At 68.6% G+C, this 18024-nt stretch carries 20 protein-coding genes, 3 tRNA genes and 3 pseudogenes; 8 read left to right on the top strand and 18 right to left on the bottom strand.

Features of this window, described 5'->3' with window-relative positions:
* Positions 1-180 precede the first annotated feature (180 nt).
* From ACFYZ8_RS41365 to ACFYZ8_RS41335, 7 genes are all read right to left on the bottom strand, one after another.
* A complete protein-coding gene (locus ACFYZ8_RS41365) occupies positions 181-1629 on the bottom strand; it encodes an MFS transporter (RefSeq protein ID WP_388542520.1) in 1449 nt (482 codons plus the stop codon).
* Positions 1630-1717: 88 nt separating this feature from the next.
* Positions 1718-2287 carry a TetR/AcrR family transcriptional regulator gene (locus ACFYZ8_RS41360; RefSeq protein ID WP_388542522.1) on the bottom strand — a complete coding sequence of 190 codons (570 nt, stop codon included), beginning with the start codon at positions 2285-2287 and terminating at the stop codon, positions 1718-1720.
* Positions 2288-2400: 113 nt separating this feature from the next.
* Complete coding sequence (locus tag ACFYZ8_RS41355) at positions 2401-2829, bottom strand: MaoC family dehydratase (RefSeq protein ID WP_359032388.1); 429 nt, start codon at positions 2827-2829, stop codon at positions 2401-2403.
* An 8-nt stretch (positions 2830-2837) separates the two neighbouring features.
* Positions 2838-3290, bottom strand: a complete 453-nt coding sequence (locus tag ACFYZ8_RS41350; RefSeq protein WP_359032230.1) for a MaoC family dehydratase N-terminal domain-containing protein — start codon at positions 3288-3290, stop codon at positions 2838-2840.
* A gap of 112 nt (positions 3291-3402) precedes the next feature.
* Positions 3403-3567 carry a 50S ribosomal protein L33 gene (gene rpmG / locus ACFYZ8_RS41345; protein ID WP_003948671.1) on the bottom strand — a complete coding sequence of 55 codons (165 nt, stop codon included), beginning with the start codon at positions 3565-3567 and terminating at the stop codon, positions 3403-3405.
* A gap of 88 nt (positions 3568-3655) precedes the next feature.
* Positions 3656-3728: transfer RNA gene (locus tag ACFYZ8_RS41340), tRNA-Met, on the bottom strand.
* A gap of 46 nt (positions 3729-3774) precedes the next feature.
* Positions 3775-3847: transfer RNA gene (locus tag ACFYZ8_RS41335), tRNA-Thr, on the bottom strand.
* A gap of 272 nt (positions 3848-4119) precedes the next feature.
* Between ACFYZ8_RS41335 and ACFYZ8_RS41330 the strand changes: the two genes are divergently transcribed.
* The 3 genes from ACFYZ8_RS41330 to ACFYZ8_RS41320 all read left to right on the top strand — a co-directional run bounded on the left by ACFYZ8_RS41330 (position 4120) and on the right by ACFYZ8_RS41320 (position 6562).
* Positions 4120-5391, top strand: a complete 1272-nt coding sequence (locus ACFYZ8_RS41330; protein ID WP_388542523.1) for an amidohydrolase family protein — start codon at positions 4120-4122, stop codon at positions 5389-5391.
* A gap of 125 nt (positions 5392-5516) precedes the next feature.
* Positions 5517-6173: an NAD(P)H-binding protein gene (locus tag ACFYZ8_RS41325; RefSeq protein ID WP_388542525.1), complete on the top strand. Its 657-nt coding sequence runs from the start codon at positions 5517-5519 to the stop codon at positions 6171-6173.
* A gap of 2 nt (positions 6174-6175) precedes the next feature.
* On the top strand, positions 6176-6562 hold the full coding sequence (locus ACFYZ8_RS41320; RefSeq protein ID WP_388542526.1) for a nuclear transport factor 2 family protein: 387 nt from the start codon (positions 6176-6178) through the stop codon (positions 6560-6562).
* 21 nt (positions 6563-6583) lie between these two features.
* Here ACFYZ8_RS41320 and ACFYZ8_RS41315 read toward each other — a convergent pair whose 3' ends face one another.
* On the bottom strand, positions 6584-6796 hold the full coding sequence (locus tag ACFYZ8_RS41315; protein ID WP_352390602.1) for a hypothetical protein: 213 nt from the start codon (positions 6794-6796) through the stop codon (positions 6584-6586).
* A 174-nt stretch (positions 6797-6970) separates the two neighbouring features.
* On the opposite strand from ACFYZ8_RS41315, the gene ACFYZ8_RS41310 reads away from it, so the two are divergent.
* Positions 6971-7525, top strand: coding sequence for a hypothetical protein (locus ACFYZ8_RS41310; protein WP_388542528.1), 555 nt, complete (start codon positions 6971-6973; stop codon positions 7523-7525).
* A 92-nt stretch (positions 7526-7617) separates the two neighbouring features.
* The gene (locus ACFYZ8_RS41305; protein WP_388542533.1) at positions 7618-7791 is read left to right on the top strand and encodes a hypothetical protein; all 174 of its coding nucleotides are present in this window, start codon (positions 7618-7620) and stop codon (positions 7789-7791) included.
* Here ACFYZ8_RS41305 and ACFYZ8_RS41300 read toward each other — a convergent pair.
* From ACFYZ8_RS41300 to ACFYZ8_RS41270, 7 genes and pseudogenes are all read right to left on the bottom strand, one after another.
* Positions 7788-8384: a hypothetical protein gene (locus ACFYZ8_RS41300; protein WP_388542530.1), complete on the bottom strand. Its 597-nt coding sequence runs from the start codon at positions 8382-8384 to the stop codon at positions 7788-7790. The two genes, ACFYZ8_RS41305 and ACFYZ8_RS41300, sit on opposite strands and share 4 nt — an antisense overlap.
* On the bottom strand, positions 8377-9741 hold the full coding sequence (locus ACFYZ8_RS41295; protein ID WP_388542531.1) for a hypothetical protein: 1365 nt from the start codon (positions 9739-9741) through the stop codon (positions 8377-8379). Before ACFYZ8_RS41295 ends, ACFYZ8_RS41300 begins: the two co-directional genes overlap by 8 nt.
* Before the next feature lie 1115 nt (positions 9742-10856).
* On the bottom strand, positions 10857-11051 hold the full coding sequence (locus ACFYZ8_RS41290; protein ID WP_388541535.1) for a hypothetical protein: 195 nt from the start codon (positions 11049-11051) through the stop codon (positions 10857-10859).
* A 159-nt stretch (positions 11052-11210) separates the two neighbouring features.
* Positions 11211-11735 carry an MrcB family domain-containing protein gene (locus tag ACFYZ8_RS41285; protein WP_388541511.1) on the bottom strand — a complete coding sequence of 175 codons (525 nt, stop codon included), beginning with the start codon at positions 11733-11735 and terminating at the stop codon, positions 11211-11213.
* A 1346-nt stretch (positions 11736-13081) separates the two neighbouring features.
* Positions 13082-13213, bottom strand: a pseudogene (locus tag ACFYZ8_RS41280) (IS5/IS1182 family transposase); the annotation flags it as partial.
* Between the two features lie 7 nt (positions 13214-13220).
* Entirely contained in the window at positions 13221-13559 is a 339-nt protein-coding gene (locus tag ACFYZ8_RS41275; protein ID WP_388541508.1) for a hypothetical protein, read from the bottom strand.
* 104 nt (positions 13560-13663) lie between these two features.
* Positions 13664-14023 (bottom strand): annotated as a pseudogene (locus ACFYZ8_RS41270) (GNAT family N-acetyltransferase); the annotation flags it as partial.
* A 13-nt stretch (positions 14024-14036) separates the two neighbouring features.
* Here ACFYZ8_RS41270 and ACFYZ8_RS41265 point away from each other — a divergent pair.
* Positions 14037-14684: pseudogene (locus tag ACFYZ8_RS41265) on the top strand (site-specific integrase); the annotation flags it as partial.
* Positions 14685-14818: 134 nt separating this feature from the next.
* On the opposite strand, the gene ACFYZ8_RS41260 reads toward ACFYZ8_RS41265, so the two are convergent.
* Positions 14819-14900, bottom strand: a tRNA-Tyr gene (locus ACFYZ8_RS41260).
* 236 nt (positions 14901-15136) lie between these two features.
* On the opposite strand from ACFYZ8_RS41260, the gene ACFYZ8_RS41255 reads away from it, so the two are divergent.
* On the top strand, positions 15137-15625 hold the full coding sequence (locus ACFYZ8_RS41255) for a YajQ family cyclic di-GMP-binding protein (RefSeq protein ID WP_007384029.1): 489 nt from the start codon (positions 15137-15139) through the stop codon (positions 15623-15625).
* Between the two features lie 96 nt (positions 15626-15721).
* On the opposite strand, the gene ACFYZ8_RS41250 is transcribed toward ACFYZ8_RS41255, so the two are convergent.
* The gene (locus tag ACFYZ8_RS41250) at positions 15722-15988 is read right to left on the bottom strand and encodes a GlsB/YeaQ/YmgE family stress response membrane protein (RefSeq protein ID WP_359032264.1); all 267 of its coding nucleotides are present in this window, start codon (positions 15986-15988) and stop codon (positions 15722-15724) included.
* A gap of 151 nt (positions 15989-16139) precedes the next feature.
* Between ACFYZ8_RS41250 and ACFYZ8_RS41245 the strand changes: the two genes are divergently transcribed.
* On the top strand, positions 16140-17384 hold the full coding sequence (locus ACFYZ8_RS41245) for an APC family permease (protein ID WP_388541504.1): 1245 nt from the start codon (positions 16140-16142) through the stop codon (positions 17382-17384).
* Between the two features lie 28 nt (positions 17385-17412).
* On the opposite strand, the gene ACFYZ8_RS41240 is transcribed toward ACFYZ8_RS41245, so the two are convergent.
* A complete protein-coding gene (locus ACFYZ8_RS41240; protein WP_388541501.1) occupies positions 17413-17982 on the bottom strand; it encodes an SMI1/KNR4 family protein in 570 nt (189 codons plus the stop codon).
* Positions 17983-18024 lie beyond the last annotated feature (42 nt).

Raw genomic sequence — 18024 nt, 5'->3', positions numbered from 1 at the left:
GGCCCGCACCCACCCGACAACCGCACCCGGCACCCCCATAGGCGCCCCGCCCAAGCCCAGCGCAGCGGCCCCGCGGGGAACTGCGCGACCAGCCCGCACCCGGCACTCCCCCGCACAACGACAGAACCCCGCACAGCAGAACGGTCCCACCCTCTCGGGCAGGACCGTTCGCCGACAGATTCAGCCGGCCACCGTCTCCAGCGCCCGCACATCCTTCGACGGCTCCGCCACCACAACCCTCTTCCGTGAAGGAATCAGCAGGGCCGCAACCCCCGCCACCGCCACCACCGCGCTGCCCGTGACCAGCGCCGGCTGCAGCCCGTCGACGAAGGACTGTCCGCTCTCGTATCCGCCCTGCGCGGAGAAGATCGACGCCATGACGGCGATGCCCAGCGCCCCGCCGACCTCGCGGAGGGCGTTGTTGGCGCCGGACGCGATGCCCTGTTCGTTGGGCAGCACGCTGGACATGACCAGGTTGGACGCGGGGGCGAAGAAGAGTGCCATGCCGATGCCGCTGAGGATGAGACCGGGAAGCTGCGAGGCGTAGGACGCGTCGACCGTGACCACGGACGCCATGTAGGCGAGTCCCGCCGCCTGGAAGAAGAGCCCCGTGGCCACGACGGGCCGCCCCCCGACGCGGTCGGAGAGGATCCCGGCGATCGGTGCGACGAGCATCGGCATACCGGTCCAGGGCAGCATCCGCAGGCCCGCCTCGGTGGGCGAGTAGCCGAGCACGCCCTGCATGTACTGGCTGAGCAGGAAGATCGAGCCGAACATCCCGAGGAACATCAGAAGACTGGCCGCGTTGATGCCGGAGAAGGCACGGGAGCGGAACAGTCGCATGGGGAGCATGGGGTTCTTGGCCCGTGTGCTGTAGAGGACGAAGGCGGCGAGCAGCGCGGCTCCGGTGAACAGGGCCAGGAGCACCAGGGGGTCGGTCCAGCCGTCGGACGGGCCGCGGACCAGGCCGTAGACGATGCCGAAGAGACCGCCGCTGGCGAGCAGGGTGCCGGGGATGTCGAGGCGCGCTCCGGTGCCGTGGGACTCGGCGAGGCGCAGGCGGGCGAGGGGGAGGAGGGCGAGGCCGAGGGGGACGTTCAGCCAGAAGATCCACTGCCAGGAGATGTGCTCGGTGAGGGTGCCGCCGATCAGTGGTCCGGAGGCGACCGCGAGTCCGTTCACCGCGCCCCAGATGCCGTACGCCATTCCGCGCCTGGCGGCGGGCACGGCCGCTGTGAGGAGGGTGAGCGTGAGGGGCATCATGATCGCCGCGCCTATGCCCTGGACCGCCCGTGCGGCGATGAGGCTGTCGATGCCGGGAGCCAGGGCCGCTGCCGCGGACGCGCCGGTGAAGATCGTGAGGCCCGTGAGGAAGAGCCGGCGCCGGCCGAAGCGGTCGCCGAGTGCCGCGCCGGTCATGAGCAGGACGGCGAAGGTGAGCGTGTAGGCGCTGACGGTCCATTCGAGGTCGTGCAGTGCTCCGCCGAGGTCCTCGCGGATGGAGGGCAGGGCGGTGGTGACGACGAGGTTGTCGAGGGCCGCCATGAATCCGGCGACGCTGGTGATGACGAGGGCCCAGACGGCTCCCCCGAGACGTTCGGTCGGTGCGGCTTGCGCTTGCTCTGACATCGCTCCCCCAGCGGGCGTTATCGTTGATTAGTTATTGATTACTAAGTTTCTCGATCAAGAGAAGGCGCCGACGACGCCCCTGTCGGACTCAGTGCCGCAGCCGGCCCTTGGACCTGGCCGACGGGTACACCCCCTCCCAGACCCGGTGCCCCGGCGGGAAACCCATCGCCACCAGGCAGTTGACGAGCATTCCGTACGCCAGGAAGGTCGTCGTCTCGTCGATGTCGGCACCGAGCGGCAGGTGGACGGTGTCCCACAGCCGCATCCAGCCGGCCCGGACGGCCTCGCCGAACTCGTGGTCACCGTCCTGCTCGGCGGCGCCCACCGCGACGTACATCTGCATCTGCATCATCAGCATCTCGGGCTGCTCCGCGATGACCTTGGTGTACGCGTCCGCCATGGCGTGCAGGGACTCCTCGCCCCGCAGCCCCCTGGAGGCTTCCTCGAAGGTGCGGATGGTGTCCTGCACACAGCGCTCCGCCGCAGCCAGGAAGATCGCCTTCTTGCCCGGGAAGAGCCGGAAGAGATACGGCTGCGACACCCCGACCCGCTTGGCGATCGCCTCGGTCGACGTGCCGTGGTAGCCGCCGCGGGCGAACTCGATCGTCGCCGCGCGGATGACGCTCTCACGCCTCTCTTCTGCGCTCATCCTGACCATGCGGACTAAGTTAGTACTCAATCACTAACTTGGCAAGAGGCGGAGTTCCAGGACGCGGTAAGGGGCGCCCCACCATGGAGGACGCCCCTTACCGCGACAGTCGTGTCCGGCTCTCAGGCCAGCCGTACGACCGCCCGCGACATCCCGAGCACCTTCTGCCCCTCGCTGGTCGCCGTGAGGTCCACGCGGACCGTGTTGTCGTCGAGCTTGGCGGCGACCTTGGCGCTGACCTCGATCGTGGCGCCCTGGTCGTCGTTCGGGACGACGACGGGCCTGGTGAAGCGGACGCCGTACTCGACGACCGCGCCCGGATCGCCGACCCAGTCGGTCACCACGCGGATCGCCTCGGCCATGGTGAACATGCCGTGCGCGATGACGTCCGGCAGTCCGACCTCCTTGGCGAACTTCTCGTTCCAGTGGATGGGGTTGAAGTCCCCGGAGGCGCCCGCGTACTGGACGAGGGTGGCGCGGGTCACAGGGAAGGACTGGGCCGGCAGTTCGGTGCCGACCTCGACGTCGCCGTATGCGATCTTCGCCGTCATGGTCTTCGTCACGCCTCCTCTGCTGCGCGCGCGACGAGCTTGGTCCAGGCGGTCACGACGTGTTCGCCGGCCTCGTCGTGGACCTCGCCGCGGATGTCCAGGATGTCGTTGCCCGCCATCGACTTGATCGCCTCGATGGTGGAGGTGACGGTGAGCCGGTCACCGGCGCGCACGGGGCGGACGTAGGCGAACTTCTGGTCGCCGTGCACCACGCGGCTGTAGTCCAGGCCGAGCTGCGGGTCCTGCACGACCTGTCCCGCGGCCTTGAAGGTGATCGAGAACACGAAGGTCGGCGGGGCGACGACGTCGGGGTGACCGAGCGCCTTGGCGGCCTCCGGGTCCGTGTACGCGGGGTTGGTGTCCCCCACGGCCTCGGCGAACTCGCGGATCTTCTCCCGGCCCACCTCATAGGGCTCGGTGGGCGGATAGGTCCGCCCCACGAAGGACTGGTCGAGCGCCATGCCCTCGGCACCTCCTGGTTGCTCTGCGCTGTTTTACTGACCGGTATCGGGTCTCTCAACGACGCGAGGCCGCCCCCGATCTCTCGGGGACGGCCTCGTGTACGAGCCTGATTTATCGCGTTTCGCGGTGCGCGGTGTGCGCGTTGCAACGCGGGCAGTGCTTCTTCATCTCCAGTCGGTCCGGGTTGTTACGCCGGTTCTTCTTGGTGATGTAGTTCCGCTCCTTGCACTCCACGCAGGCCAGCGTGATCTTCGGGCGGACGTCGGTGGCAGCCACAGGAGTGCTCCTTGACGAACGGATGGGACGATTAACGCATAGAAGAGTAGCCGATCGAAGGACCGACCCCACAATCGGCTACTGTCTGTAGCGGTGACCGGACTTGAACCGGTGACACAGCGATTATGAGCCGCTTGCTCTACCGACTGAGCTACACCGCTGTGATGCGGTTGGTCCCCGCCTCGCGACGGGAACCTTCCACACCAGAGCCCCAATACGGAATCGAACCGTAGACCTTCTCCTTACCATGGAGACGCTCTACCGACTGAGCTATTGGGGCGAGCGATGAAGACATTACACGCTCCGCCGCCGTTCGCCCAAATCCGTTTCGTGGCGCCTCGCATGCCTTGATCCACGGGCTTCCCTGAGGCCTCAAGTGCCTCTCCCGTACGGCGGACCACACCGGTACGACTATTGCGCTCCTCCCCGTGACGAGCGGATCACCGCCCTAGGCTCGACTCACTCTGCGTGATCTTGCGTCCCCTTGCGCGGTTCCGGCGGCTCCGGGCCCCGCACCCCCGAGCCCCCGAGCCCCCGAGCCCCTGGAGCGCGATGCCCGACAGCCAGCCGCAGCCGCCCCACTCCTCGTCCCCGTCGGGTGCCTCGTCGGCGGGCCGGCACGAGGGCGCGGATCTCCTGTTGTGCGGTGCTCGGCTCACCGACGGCAGAACCGTGGACGTACGGCTGGCCGGCGGGCGCATCGAGGCGGTCGGTACGGCCGGAAGCCTGGCCGCGGGCGGCACGCGCGCGTGCGGCGCGCGCGTGGACCTCGGCGGCTACCTGCTGCTGCCGGCCCCCGCCGAGCCGCACGCCCACGGCGACACCGCGCTGTCGGCCGACGCCGACGGGCCGCTCCCCTACGACCCGCGGGACGTCCAGCGCCGGGCCACGGAGGCCGCCCTGCTGCAGCTCGGACACGGGGCGACCGCGCTCCGGGCACACGTGCGCGTGGGTGACGTCCAGGGGCTGGGCGCGCTGGCCGCCGTACTGCAGGCGCGGCGGTCGCTGTGCGGGCTCACCGAGTTGACCACCGTGGCGATGCCCAGGGTGCTGACCGGGGTGGCGGGGGCGGAGGGGCTCGCCCTGTTGCGGGACGCGCTGAAGATGGGCGCCTCGGTGGTGGGTGGCTGTCCGGATCTCGACCCCGATCCGACCGGCTACGCGGAAGCGGTCCTGGAGGTCGCCTCGGAGCACGGCTGCCCCGTCGACCTGCACACCGACGCCACCGACCCGGCCCGGCTCGCCCGCCTCGCCGCCATGGCCGGGGGGCTGCGGCCCGGCGTCACCCTCGGCCCCTGCGCGGGCCTCGGCCGCCTCCCCGCCGAGGTGGTCTCCCGCACCGCCGACCAGCTCGCGGCGGCCGGAGTCGCGGTGGTGTGCCTGCCGCAGGGCGGCTGCGCGGGCGTGGACCGGAAGGGCACGGCGCCCGTACGACTGCTGCGCGCGGCCGGGGTCCGGGTCGCCGCCGGCAGCGGTGCGCTCAGGGACGCCTCCAACCCGGTGGGCCGCGGGGACCCGCTGGAGGCCGCGTATCTGCTCGCCTCCCGGTACGGGCTGCGGCCCGAGGACGCCTACGACACGGTCAGCGCCTCGGCTCGGGCCGTACTCGGACTGCCCGAAGTCCGCGTGGAGGCGGGTTTCCCCGCCGAGTTGCTCGCGGTACGCGGCGACCGCCTGGCCGGCGCGCTCTCCCTGGCGTACAGCCGGATCGTGGTGCACGGGGGGCGCGTGGTGGCACGGACCAGCGCGGTGCGCGAGTACTGCAACTCGGCCGCGGCGGAGGAGTTGGGGCTGCCTCGGCAGGGGCGGGGGAAGGTGCCGTAGGGGCGGGGTGTCGGCAGGGGGCTTGTGCCCTGCGTGGGCCCTGGGTGTTCCCTGCGTGTGCCCTGTGTTCCCTGCGCACTCCCCTGACGCGGCGTTCGCCGATGTTCCGGCGTACGGTCGAAGGCATGCGCATTGTCATCGCTGGTGGTCATGGTCAGATCGCGCTGCGGCTCGAGCGGCTGCTCGCCGCGCGCGGGGACGAGGTGGCGGGGATCATCCGCCGCGCGGAACAGGGCGACGACCTACGGGACGCCGGTGCCGAACCGGTCGTGCTGGACCTGGAGTCGGCCCCGGTCGAGGAGGTCGCGTCGGCTCTGCGGGGCGCGGACGCGGCCGTCTTCGCGGCGGGCGCGGGCCCCGGCAGCGGCGCGGCCCGGAAGGACACCGTGGACAAGGCGGCCGCGGTGCTGTTCGCGGACGCGGCGGTCCTGGCGGGCGCACGGCGCTTCGTGATCGTGTCGTCCATGGGCGCGGACCCACGGCACGAGGGCGACGAGGTCTTCGACGTGTACCTGCGCGCCAAGGGCGAGGCCGACGCCTACGTCAGCGGCCTGGACGCCCTGGAGTGGACGGTTCTGCGTCCCGGCGCCCTCACGGACGACGCCGGCAAGGGTCTCGTACGGCTGGAGGCGCACACCGGCCGCGGCCCGGTCCCGCGCGACGACGTGGCCGCCGTACTGGCGGAGTTGCTGGACACACCCGCGACGGCCGGGCTGACGCTGGAGCTGGTGAGCGGTTCCACGCCGGTGTCGGTGGCGGTGAAGTCGGTGGCGGGCAACTGAGAATGGCCACCGAGGGGGTGCCGGCCGCGCGGGAGGCCCTGCTGCGGCGGATGTACGAGGTCTTCGCGACGGACGAGCGGGACGCCTTCGTACCGCACTGTCTGGCCCCGGACGTGGACTGGCCGAACATGCTGGACGGCGGCCGGCTGCACGGACGTGAGCCGGTACGGGCGTACTGGGCACGGCAGTTCGCGGCGGGGCACCCCCTCGTACGGCTGGAGGGGCTGCGGTCGGGCGGGTCCGCCGAGGCGGTGGTGACCGTACGGCTCGGGGTGCGGGACGCGTCGGGTGAGCGGTGGGCCGAGGAGACGGTCGAGCACGTGTACCGGTTCGGGGAGGGCGGGCTGGTCGCGCGGATGGATGTGCAGGCTGGGCCCGCGGGCGCGTAGGTGCGTACGGGCGTACGGGCGTCAGAACAGGGGCAGCTGGCCGGACACGACGGGGACTGCGTACCCGTCCAACGACGGCTGGGCCGCTCCGAGTTCCGCCTGCCTGCGGGAACCCGGGCACGAGACGAGCTGGCCTCGCTCGCGCGCGCCGGGCGGGTCGTGCCGGGCGAAGCGGCCGGCGACGACGGCGATCTCGCGACGGCATTCCGGGCAGAGCCTGCGACGACTGGACATGCAGTCAGTGTGCCCCGAGCGGACGGGGTTTGTGTTGGTGGTTCGTGTTGGTGGCCCTCTGCACGGGCTGCGGCCGGCTGCTGTCGCGTTCCCGGCCGATAGGCGGCTCTGGTCTTTCTTCTGGTTGTGGGGGTCAACGCCTTGTTCCGTCAGTTCAGGCATCCGGTCCTGTGGGTGATTCAGGGGGCCTTCTACACCGCCATCAGCGTCGCGGTCCTGGCGGCGCAGCGTCGCCGGGCGAGTCGCGCGGCAGGCACCGACCCGCGCGGTCTCGCCGAGCTCAGCCGCAAGATCCGCCATCGCGAGGTGCCGAGCGATCCCGGGGAACGGGCGTCCATGCGAGCCCTGGTGGACGACCAGCTGGGCCGGCTGGAACGCAAGAGCCGTTGGCTGCCGTACTCGCTGGGGTTCATGGGCCTGGTCGCGGCCGCCCTGGTCGTCCTGGGGGCAGCCGCCGGATCACTGGCCCTCCCTCTCGTCATCGCGGCCGCCCTCATCGGCTTCTGCTGCTCGGCCGTCTGGATGCGAGGTCACGCCCTGGACCGCTACCGCTACATGCGGGCAGCACTGCAGGAGGAACGCGAACGCGTGTCCCGAACCCGCCGCGCCCACCGGCGTCCCGCATCACCCTGCACCGTCGCGTACCCCGGCCTCACGGCACACCAAGAGACCCCCTCTGAGCCGGCAGATTTGCAGCGGGCTCCGTTCACTCTCCTCATCAGAACGTGAGCTGCCAACCTGCGTCCGATACGCATACGAGATCACCGTGAGGTCTTCGTCTTCCACGCAACATCCAGTTCCACCAGTACCAATTGGAGGACGTGGACCGCTTCCGCATCCCAACGGTTTACGAGCTGGGGGACCGAGAGGTGACCCAGTCGGAGATCGGCAAAGGCTACGAGTACGCCCGGGACCTGGTCGTCGCCATCACCGACGCCGAACTGAACAACCTGCCACCGTCCGCAGTGCGAGTGCGTCTAATACTGCAATGCTAGTTTGGGGCCGGATCTCGTCCGTCCGCAGGAAAGTCCACGGTCAGGGCATCGGACGACGCTATTTGAGTCCGCGCCGGAGTGGTGGCATCGAACCACTCGAAGTCAAGGCGGAACTCGTACCGGTAGGGCTCTCGCGACACCAGTTTGACGATGAACGCCTCGGTCTCCCCCTGAGCGTAGGACAGCGGTTCTGCGGAGCGGCCGAACATGCGGGAGCGTATGTCGTACTCGTCCCGGTCAGGGCACAGCTCGACGCGATGCTTGTGCACGACTACTGGCGCGGCCGGCTCGGTCTGCCGCAGCGTCCGGCTCGGTTCACGGCTGAGCACGACAAGCCGGACAGCCCGGAGAACGACCGTGTTCTTGCCACTGTTGGACACCATGAACCGGAGCTCGCAGAACCGCGACCACGTCGCTACGTCGGTGAGCCACGGCTCGGAGAACACGAGCGCCGCCCGCAACTCGCGGCGGGCCCGGCGATCGGACAGGGTTGGTCGGACGACGCCCACCGTGGCCGCCACGAGTCCGACCAGGACGACCAGCGCCGAGACGACACCTGTCTTGTTCGTAAGGAAGTCGAGCACGTCAGCCACGGACTATCATCCTCTGTCCGATTTCGTTCTCGCCACCTAGGGCTTCGCCGTACTCCAGCAGGGTCCGGGCCACGGCTCTGTAGACGTCGTCGTCGATGATGTCAGTCGACACGGCGTCAGAGCCGTTCCCCTGCTCCATGCTTTGCCGCAGATTCTCGGCCAGCAAGGGTCCCGTTTCCACATGCGGCAGGGCCTGATAAGCGATTACCTCTTCCGGTGCGAGCTCACGCATAAACCCCTTGGTGAAATCGATGAGGAGTCCGCCGCCCGTAGTGTTGAACCGGACAAGGTTGAACACGTGGTCCTCGCCGATGGTCTCGCCGAAGTGGATCGCATAGAGGAACTCCGACCAACTCCACGCGATCAGCTCGCTGGCCTCCTCGAACCGCTTGGCGTCCTCGGTCGGCAGCCGGGCGAGGTAGCTCTCCTGCGACGCCGTGACGAACGACCCGAAAGTGGCGAGTGCGTCGTCTTCGGTCATGCCGCCCCACCTGGGAACGAAGTAGACGACCTGGGACCTCGACGGTGAGTAAAACAGCGCCGGTGAATTCAGAATCGCGCGATAGCCGCAGAACAGGCACGACTCCGTGTTCAGCCCCGCACGCACAAGGACCATCTTGGAGCCGAAGCTGCCAACGAAGTCGCAAGACTCATCTATGCAGGTCACGACGCGCGACGCGAAACTCATGGCGCACCTGGCACACGGACCGACCCCGGTCAACCAGTCACCCTCGTACTTGTCCAATGAACGATCTCGCGCCGCGAGCAGCGCCAACGCGTGGTCTGTGAGCCGCGCCAGTGGTTCAAGCTCTTCGTTGAGGGCTAGGTTCCGGATCTGGGCCAACCCGCTGGCCCAGTCGTTGCCGGGCGGGCTCTCCTCTGCTGGCGGGCGCCGGATCTCCAGGAGATACGCCTCCCCGCCGAGCCCACGCCAGCGCTGCGCGAAACGCCGAGCGGCTCGCCGGGTGGCCGGGTCGTCGAGCAGCACGAGCAGGGCGTTGGTCAGGTGCATGCCGACGAAGCGGAGGAGGGCGGCGGCATCGCAAGCCGACCGCACGGTCTGCGTCAGCGCTTCAACGATGGCCACCAGCCGGTCGGCTGTCCTGGGCGTCGCGCAATGGCGTTCCGCGACCAGGGCGTCCAGGTGGTCACCAAGTGCGAGGATCGTGTCCCGCTGGTTCACGGGTGTCCTCTGCGTGATCCAGTCGAACTCCGACAGCACGCTGCGATGGAACCACTCGACGACCTGGCCACTGGCCGCGTCGAAGGACACTTGGTCGTGGGCCTGGAACATGGCGTCCAGAAGGGCAATGTTCTGCTGCCGCGCTCGCGGTGGGTATTGCTCCGGTTCGTACACTATCTACTCCCCGATCTAGCGCCGCCTCACCGTGGGAGTGGCACGGTCTACAGGAGCCGGGCGCCGAACCGGCGCGGCTGCCGCACTAGGGTTCCGGCCAGTCAGGGCCATTCGCCCGCCTCATCCATTTATTGGACCGGAGCGTGGTAGGAGGCTGGGTGGCTGCTATGGCTGTGGTAGCACCTGCGGAAATGAGAAGCGCGCTACTGAGACAGTAAGCGCAGATAGATAGCCGAGGGAATCCGCTCCCAGGCCGTGGTAGTAATGATGACTGCATGAACGTGTGAACGTTGCCCTGAGGCGCGAATACGCATGACCCCTTAGGGACTCGGGTGCCGATCCTGCCGGGATTACAGCCCCAAGCCTTATGCCGCCTATTCTCCTCGTTTAATTTGATTCCCGCCACTTGACCGCCATGCCCCACTGCCGTGGGACGGCATCGCGGTCGGAGGGCGACTAGTGTGGTGCGCGGTGTGCCCTTGGCGCGTTGGAGCTGCTGTGGTGGGGGGGGGGGGGGGGGGGGCCCCCCCCCCCCCCCCCCCCCCACACCCCCCCCCCCCCCCCCGCCCCCCCCCCCCCCCCCCCACCCCCCCCCACCCCCCCCCCCCCACCCACCACGTNNGTACGGGGGGGGGGGGGGGGGGGGGGGGGGGGGGGGGGGGGGTGGGGGGGGGGGGGGGGGGGGGGGGGGCCCCCCCCCCCCCCCCCCCCCCACGGATCTGTCCTGCCTGCCTCGCCCGGTGCCCCCGGCACGGCTACTCCAGTCCGACGCCTGCGCCAGGTTCCGCCACCGCATCGCGCCACGACGCCGCAACTTGGATCTTGCTGTCGATCAACATTCCCCGGAAATTTATACGCGTCGGCGCGCTAGGCGCTGGTGTGAAAACTACTTCTGCCCCCTGCACACCGGGACCGTGATCCCGATCGACAACTGGCCGACTGAGCAGTCTTACTGCGGGTTCCGCTCACGATCGGTGACCTGCGGTTCTTCCCCCGCAGGCCGCTGCTGGGGGACGCCTGGGGGAACCAGGGGCGAATTCCTGACTTCCTCAGCAGGCTGTTGGCTGTCAACCCGCGTCCGGTACACGTACGAGATCACCGTGAGCTCTTCGTCTTCAACCACCCACGGTGAGGTGCAGTGGAGGACACCTCCAGATGCGGCAGGATCCTCTTGCGTGCGATCCAAGCCGATCGAATGCACGACGACCAACGCGTTGTCCGGGGTAGTACCTGCGCTGCTTCTCGACCTCAGCGCGCGTGAGAATCACTTCCTGCCCTCCCGAAGTCGTTCCCTTGACCTCAACGTGCAGCCGTCGTTCGCCCTGTGTGAGCAGAAGTTCAAAGGATTCCTTGTCGCCGACGTCCTTGACCTTCCCCCCTGTGCCACAAAGTGCTCAGTGGCCATGCGGACGCTGTGGCGCTCGATGGCTCGCCGCTCGCCCGCCGTAAGCAGAAAACCCTGCCCCGACCTACTCGGCCGGCGAACCGCTGCGGGTGCGCCGGCCAGCGGTCTTCGCCACGCTCTGCTCGGCCTCCACCACCTCCGGGGCGGGATCTCCGGGGATGTAGGGAGACAACCGCTCAGCCTTGTACAGGGCGCCGAGGAGCCCCGCCATGAAGTGCAGGTCGTCCAGCAGGGTCTCCTGCGCGGGCAGTTGATCGCGCTCGTACGCGATGGCCAGCGCGTTCCCTGGCTCGTAACCGCGGCCCAGCGGGGTCCTGGCTTCCAATTCGATCGTCCTGCGCAGGTCTGGTCGCCCGGTGGTGGCTTCTGCCAGCAGTGGCAGCGCCCAATCGACACGAGCCCGAAGATCTGCCAGCTTGCGCGGTTTGAACACCCCGCCCGTCCAGATCGTCGTCCCCTGGTTCAGAGACAGATACACGTGTCGGCCGGAGGCGCTGAACAGGTAGACGACGTACCACCCGATGGTCGAACTCGGAGACTCCTCGCGCCCGAACACGCGAACCCACGGGACCTCCGACTTGACCGTCACGGCCCTCGACAGCGAAGTCAGCGAGCGGAACGCCGAGCTCAGTCGACAGAGGGACCTCCTCTGCCCGCAAGAGGTCGGGGATCAACTGCCGGATGATGACGCCGCGTTCCTGCATCTCTTCCGTGTTGGCGGCCGTCCAGGACAATTGGAGCTCCAGGACCTTACCCAGGAGATCATTCACGCTCGCACGGTAGCGCCACGTACTGACAACGCCCGTAGTGTTAGCGGGTATCGGACATTTGGGTAGCACTCAGCAGTGGACTGGATATCACCGATCAGCAGTCTGGCAGGGGCCGTTGTGGGCGTCGGGGCGGCGTTGGGTGCCGAGCGCCTCCGCTGGAACCGCGAGCGAGAGCGTGAGGCTGTGCAGACGAGAAGGGTCGTGTACTCGGAGTTTCTGATGGCCCTGAGCCGCGGGCACTCCGACATGCGAGGCATCGTTCTACGGCCCGATCGCCCGTCAGGCGACGCGCTCTATGGCGAGCTTCACCGGGCCCTTGACGGTGCCGGTATCTGGCGCTTGAGACAGAGCCTGTCACTCGCTGCCTCAGCCGAGATCATTCGCCTGGCCGAGGCTGCGTGTGATGCCTTGGCTGCGATGCGTGACCGGCTCATAGAGGAACCGACCATCCGGGGCAACTCCTATGTGGTCTGTCGCGCGGATCTTTGGCGGGAGAACGCGCATCTGCGAGAAGCCATGCGGCGAGACCTCGGGATGGAGGGCCCTCAGGACCCGGAAGTGGGCCAGTACCGCCTCGCTGACACCCGCAGATCCGGCGCAGGCAGTTGACCGATATCTGGCTGAGCAGCCGCCACCTTGCGCCCCGATGGCCGGCTGCACAACGGATTTCAAGAGCGTCGTGATGTCGCGTTCGATTCCTGTTCTGACCTGCACCGATGCGTCAGCTGGTCCGATCTCCCGGCGCGTTGGCCCACACATGGCCCACAGACATCGCACTGCACTCGGCTCGAACGCGGTGACCTCCGAGCGGTGCTCCGCCCGCCAGCCGGGGCCTGTCCACAGATAATCCGCGGTGTGCTGACCACAGCATTAGGAGATCATCTGGCCGATCTGATGGCCAGGGATAAGGCCTCCCCGTCTGCTCGGACTGGTGCGAGGCTGGCTGTCCTGGTACGGCAACGTCGGCTGCCGTTGCCGTCAAAGAACGCCGTCAAAGCCGAGGCCTCGGAGCTGCGTTTTCGTCCGACACCTCGCACGCCCCACACCGCCTGATGGCTAACGCCTCACGGAGGGTTCGCTCGCGATTAGGGGACGGCGCCAGTCGTGAAGGGGCAGCGGCCAACGGTGCTGCGCCTGCTGACGTGGCCAGTCCAGGCAGACTTCACGGCCGGCCCTTGCGCACCGGATCTGCACCCTCGCGCCGAAGCGCGGTGATCAGCTTGCCGGACTGACGCGGGCTCAGTCCGCTGAACGGGGCTATCCAGGAAGAATCCGGCGCCGTGATCACACCAGTCACTGCGTGATCATTCCACTGCTTCAGGTTCTCCCTGCTCGAAGGCGATGCGGCAGCGTTCAACCTGCTCGGCCACGTGCTCCATGAACCAGCGCATGATCTCGTAGGGGATGACGTGCTCGTCGTGACTGTGGATGTGGACGGTCGGTTCCAGGTCCGGATCCTCGTCGGGTATCACCGCCACCAGGAAGGCCACTCCAGGCAAATGCGTTTCGGCGTGGGGGATCTCAGCCCATGCGGCCGGCGCCGGGACGGCCTCGCTCAGCTCCACACACCATGCGTCGTCCGGCAAGGCGTGGTGGAACTGGATGGTGTAGGGACGGCCCGCATGAACGCGCAGCTCTGGCATGTCGGCAGGCTGCCACAGCCTCGTGTCGGAGTCTCGCGAGTATCCCGCTCAGCACCTGGCGCGGGCGCCAGCCAGCCCTTGCGGGACAGCCTTAGGTAGTATCACTGGAGCGCGTCATTCGTCGTCCAGGCGTCCAACCGAATCCACCGGGCCCCTCCGCGCTTCGCCCGATCGCCCGCCCAGTCGAGCAATCGACCGCCGAGATTCTGCCCGGCGTACTCGCGGGCGACGGTGAGTTTGTTAATGAACATCGACGGTTCGGTCAGTTCGTCGTCACTCCAGAGGCCGTCTTCGGCGTCTGCGGTGAGCGTGATGGTGCCGGCGGTTGTGTGCCCGTCGCGAAGCATGAACACCGTGCCTGCTTCGATCGTCGCAAGGAGCTTGTCGGCCGGGTACGGACGGCTCCACTGGTCCGAGCCGAGACCGCGCAGCCAAGCGGCGGCGTCCTCGCGGAAGGCCAACAGCTTGGCTACATCAGGCGCACGTGGCGAGCACCTCGAAGGTTTCTTCGGGTGCCTGTACTACGCCGCCATGCGTCCCGCCGAAGCGGTTGGGCTGACGGCGTCCCAGTGCCATTTGCCGGAGACCGGGTAGGGCAAGCTCACACTTCGCGGCGGGATCGTCCACGCCGGGCGGAACTGGACGGACGACGGTCGGGCCCATCAGAACCGGCATCTCAAGGCGCGAGCAGAAAGGGAATCGCGCGTGGTCCCCATCCCTCCGCACTTCGTCGCGATGCTGCGTGGGCACCTCCAGCGCTACGGGACGGCTCCCGACGGCCGGCTGTTCCGTACGAGCCGCGGCGGTGTGATTCAAGACACGGGATATGGCGAGGTGTGGGAGTCAGCCCGAGAGAAGGTGCTGACGCCGGAGGAAGCGGCGTCACCGCTCGCGCGGCGGCCGTACGACCTCCGGTGCGCCGGGGTCTCGTTCTGGCTCTACAGCGGGGTTGACCCGATGGAGGTTGCGCGTCGAGCTGGCCACTCCGTGGCGGTGCTGTTGCGCGTGTACGCCAAGGTGTTGGCGCAGGCGCAGGAGCGAGCGAACCGCCAGATCGAAGCTGGCCTGCGGGAATGGGACGGAGCAGGCCCGTTCCCCGGGGGACATCTGGGGGACGCACGCTGATCAGGCTTCGGACTCGCCCGAGATACGGTGAGACAAGCACCTCGTTTCGATTCACGTTCGACTGATCGTGTTCGAATACGAAGAGACCCCCTCCGCTCTGCGTTTCCGCAGTTCGGAGGGGGTCTTTCTCAGCGTGGCGGCGCCAGGATTCGAACCTGGGAAGGCTGAGCCGGCAGATTTACAGTCTGCTCCCTTTGGCCGCTCGGGCACACCGCCGGGTTTTGCTGCCCTTCGAACCGTCTTTCGGCGGTGCTCCGTGGCAACGACGTAAACAATACCCGATGCCGAGGGGTGCTTCGCCACCCGATTGATCTGCGCCCGGAGCGCGGGGGGTGACTAGTCTTGGGCGGATGCGGGCCGGGTTCACGACGGGCTCGGCGCCCGCCCCCACGTACGCCGATACGCATCCGTACGCACGCCGATACGCACCCCGATACAAGGAGCCACAGGACATGGCCGACTCCAGTTTCGACATCGTCTCGAAGGTCGAGCGGCAGGAGGTCGACAACGCCCTCAACCAGGCCGCCAAGGAGATCTCCCAGCGCTACGACTTCAAGGGCGTGGGTGCCTCGATCTCGTGGTCCGGTGACAAGATCCTCATGGAGGCGAACTCCGAGGACCGGGTCAACGCCGTCCTCGACGTCTTCCAGTCCAAGCTGATCAAGCGTGGGATCTCGCTGAAGGCTCTCGACGCGGGCGAGCCGCAGCTCTCCGGCAAGGAGTACAAGATCTTCGCGTCGATCGAGGAGGGCATCTCCCAGGACAACGCCAAGAAGGTCGCGAAGATCATCCGTGACGAGGGTCCGAAGGGCGTGAAGGCCCAGGTCCAGGGGGACGAGCTGCGCGTCAGCTCGAAGAGCCGTGACGACCTGCAGTCCGTCATCGCCCTGCTGAAGGGCAAGGACTTCGACTTCGCGATCCAGTTCGTGAACTACCGGTGAGGCGCTGAATCACCGATCCACGAGGCCACGAGGCCGAGGAAGGGTGGGTACCTGGCCGGTGCCCACCCTTCTCGCCTGCTGGCTGCGGTTCGGGGGTCAGTCGCGCGAGTTGCCGAACAGGAGACGGTAGGCGATCAGGAGCACGAGGGAACCGCCGATCGCGGCGGCCCAGGTAGCCCCGTCGTAGAAGCTCTTGGTGACCGGGTGGTCCAGCCAGCGGGCCGATATCCAGCCGCCGATGAACGCGCCCGCGACACCGATGAGGGTCGTCCCGACGAAGCCGCCCGGGTCACGGCCCGGCAGCAGCAACTTGGCGATGGCTCCGGCCAACAGTCCCAGGATGATCCAGCCGATGATGCTCATGCCCTGAACCTGCCCTTCCGCACTGACGGGTCGTGCGTCGTGCTCGTGCGGCTCGTGTCTCGCGTTCGTCGAGCGCCTGTTCGCGTCTTGTTGCTGAAGAGGACGTCAGGGCCGCATCCCGCGGTTGCACGGGATCAGTAGGGTGCGGCCCATGACGCAATCCGGTGCCGAGCTGCGGCGCACGCTGGGAATAGGGGACGCCGTCGTCATCGGGCTCGGCTCGATGATCGGCGCGGGTATCTTCGCCGCCCTCGGACCGGCGGCGCGCGCGGCCGGATCCGGGCTGCTGCTCGGGCTCGCGGTCGCAGCCGTGGTCGCCTACTGCAACGCCACGTCCTCGGCGCGGCTGGCCGCCCTGTACCCGGCCTCCGGCGGCACCTATGTGTACGGGCGGGAACGGCTCGGACCGTTCTGGGGTTACCTCGCGGGCTGGTCGTTCGTGGTGGGCAAGACGGCCTCCTGTGCGGCGATGGCGCTGACGGTGGGGGCGTACGTCTGGCCGGGGCAGGCCCATGCCGTGGCCGTCGGGGCCGTGGTGGCGCTGACCGCGGTGAACTACGGCGGCATCCAGAAGTCGGCCTGGCTGACCCGGGCGATCGTGGCGGTGGTCCTGGCTGTCCTCGCTTCCGTGGTGGTCGTGTGTCTGGGGTCCGGGGCGTCGGAGGCCGGACGGCTGGATGCCGGGGTCTCCGGGGGCGTGGCCGGGGTGCTGCAGGCGGCCGGACTGCTGTTCTTCGCGTTCGCGGGGTACGCGCGTGTCGCGACCCTCGGTGAGGAGGTACGGGATCCCGCCCGCACCATCCCTCGCGCGATCCCCCTCGCGCTGGGCATCACGCTGGTGGTGTACGCGGGTGTGGCGGTGGCTGTCCTTTCCGTGCTGGGTGCCGATGCTCTGGGCCGTGCCGACGCACCGCTGGCCGAGGCGGTACGGGCGGCCGGGGTGCCGGGAATGGTGCCGGTCGTGCGGGTGGGCGCCGCCGTGGCCGCGCTGGGCTCGCTGCTCGCCCTGATTCTGGGTGTCTCACGGACGACGCTGGCCATGGCCCGGGACCGGCATCTGCCGGGCGCGCTGTCCGCGGTGCATCCCCGTTTCCAGGTGCCGCACCGGGCCGAGCTGGCCGTGGGCGCGGTGGTCGCGGTCCTCGCCGCCACGGTGGACGTACGGGGCGCGATCGGTTTCTCCTCCTTCGGTGTGCTCGCGTACTACGCGGTGGCCAACGCGTCGGCCTGGACGCTCGGTTCGGCCCCGGCCGCCCGGGTGGTGCCGGTGGTGGGACTGCTCGGGTGTGTGGTGCTGGCGTTCGCGCTGCCCGGGGTCTCGGTGGTGGTGGGCGCGGGGGTGCTGGCGGTCGGGGCGGTGGCGTACGGCGTACGGAAGCGGTGGGCAGGGCGGTAGTCGTGGTCGGGCGCCCCTGACGGGAGCGTCAGGTCGCGTGGGCCGGCGGTGCCGTGCGTATCCGGAACTCGGCCCAAGGAGTCATCTCCAGGTCCTCGTTCATCTCCTCGTACCAGCCCGTGCCGTCGACCCAGGCCTGCAACCAGTCCGCGAGGGTGGGGGCGTCGACGAACCAGGAGTGGTCGCGGTCTCCGCCGTTCGGCTCGAAGAGGAGGACGGGGGCCGCCGGGCTGTGGCAGTCCACGCACGCGTACATCGCACAGCCCCAGTGGGACATCGGCAGGACGCCCTCGGGCCAGGGCCAGTCGGGGTCCTTGCGGCCGCTCTTGCGGTTGGCCAGGTATTGGAGGACGGCTGCGGGTTCGCCGGCCGGAGCGCTGTCGAGCAGGGGCAACAGGCCGTATTCCGGGCCGAATCCGCCGTCCCCTATCTGCCGGTAGAGGTCGGCGAGCAGGGGAGGCAGGCGAAAGCCCAACGCGGCCTCGGCGCGGGCCAGGGTGGCCGCGTCCACCGGCTCGGGGAGGGAAGCCCAGCCCCACGGGCGGGTGTTGCGGGCCTTGTCCGCCACCCGTGCCAGCAACTGCTCGCTCTCGGTCATGCATTCATGATGCAGGGCGGCACCGACAGCCGGGCAGGCCTG

This window comes from Streptomyces sp. NPDC001668 (assembly GCF_042893155.1).
Lineage (GTDB): Bacteria > Actinomycetota > Actinomycetes > Streptomycetales > Streptomycetaceae > Streptomyces.
Note: the sequence above shows the minus strand (reverse complement) of the source record. Positions and strands in the feature narration are given on the sequence as shown.

Bases quoted from the DNA above. Each gene is read 5' to 3' on its own strand.
- ACFYZ8_RS41365 (WP_388542520.1), bottom strand. From the start codon at position 1,629: ATGTCAGAGCAAGCGCAAGCCGCACCGACCGAACGTCTCGGGGGAGCC.
- ACFYZ8_RS41360 (WP_388542522.1), bottom strand. From the start codon at position 2,287: ATGGTCAGGATGAGCGCAGAAGAGAGGCGTGAGAGCGTCATCCGCGCG.
- ACFYZ8_RS41355 (WP_359032388.1), bottom strand. From the start codon at position 2,829: ATGACGGCGAAGATCGCATACGGCGACGTCGAGGTCGGCACCGAACTG.
- ACFYZ8_RS41350 (WP_359032230.1), bottom strand. From the start codon at position 3,290: ATGGCGCTCGACCAGTCCTTCGTGGGGCGGACCTATCCGCCCACCGAG.
- ACFYZ8_RS41330 (WP_388542523.1), top strand. From the start codon at position 4,120: ATGCCCGACAGCCAGCCGCAGCCGCCCCACTCCTCGTCCCCGTCGGGT.
- ACFYZ8_RS41325 (WP_388542525.1), top strand. From the start codon at position 5,517: ATGCGCATTGTCATCGCTGGTGGTCATGGTCAGATCGCGCTGCGGCTC.
- ACFYZ8_RS41320 (WP_388542526.1), top strand. From the start codon at position 6,176: ATGGCCACCGAGGGGGTGCCGGCCGCGCGGGAGGCCCTGCTGCGGCGG.
- ACFYZ8_RS41315 (WP_352390602.1), bottom strand. From the start codon at position 6,796: ATGTCCAGTCGTCGCAGGCTCTGCCCGGAATGCCGTCGCGAGATCGCC.
- ACFYZ8_RS41275 (WP_388541508.1), bottom strand. From the start codon at position 13,559: ATGCCAGAGCTGCGCGTTCATGCGGGCCGTCCCTACACCATCCAGTTC.
- ACFYZ8_RS41255 (WP_007384029.1), top strand. From the start codon at position 15,137: ATGGCCGACTCCAGTTTCGACATCGTCTCGAAGGTCGAGCGGCAGGAG.
- ACFYZ8_RS41250 (WP_359032264.1), bottom strand. From the start codon at position 15,988: ATGAGCATCATCGGCTGGATCATCCTGGGACTGTTGGCCGGAGCCATC.
- ACFYZ8_RS41245 (WP_388541504.1), top strand. From the start codon at position 16,140: ATGACGCAATCCGGTGCCGAGCTGCGGCGCACGCTGGGAATAGGGGAC.
- ACFYZ8_RS41240 (WP_388541501.1), bottom strand. From the start codon at position 17,982: ATGACCGAGAGCGAGCAGTTGCTGGCACGGGTGGCGGACAAGGCCCGC.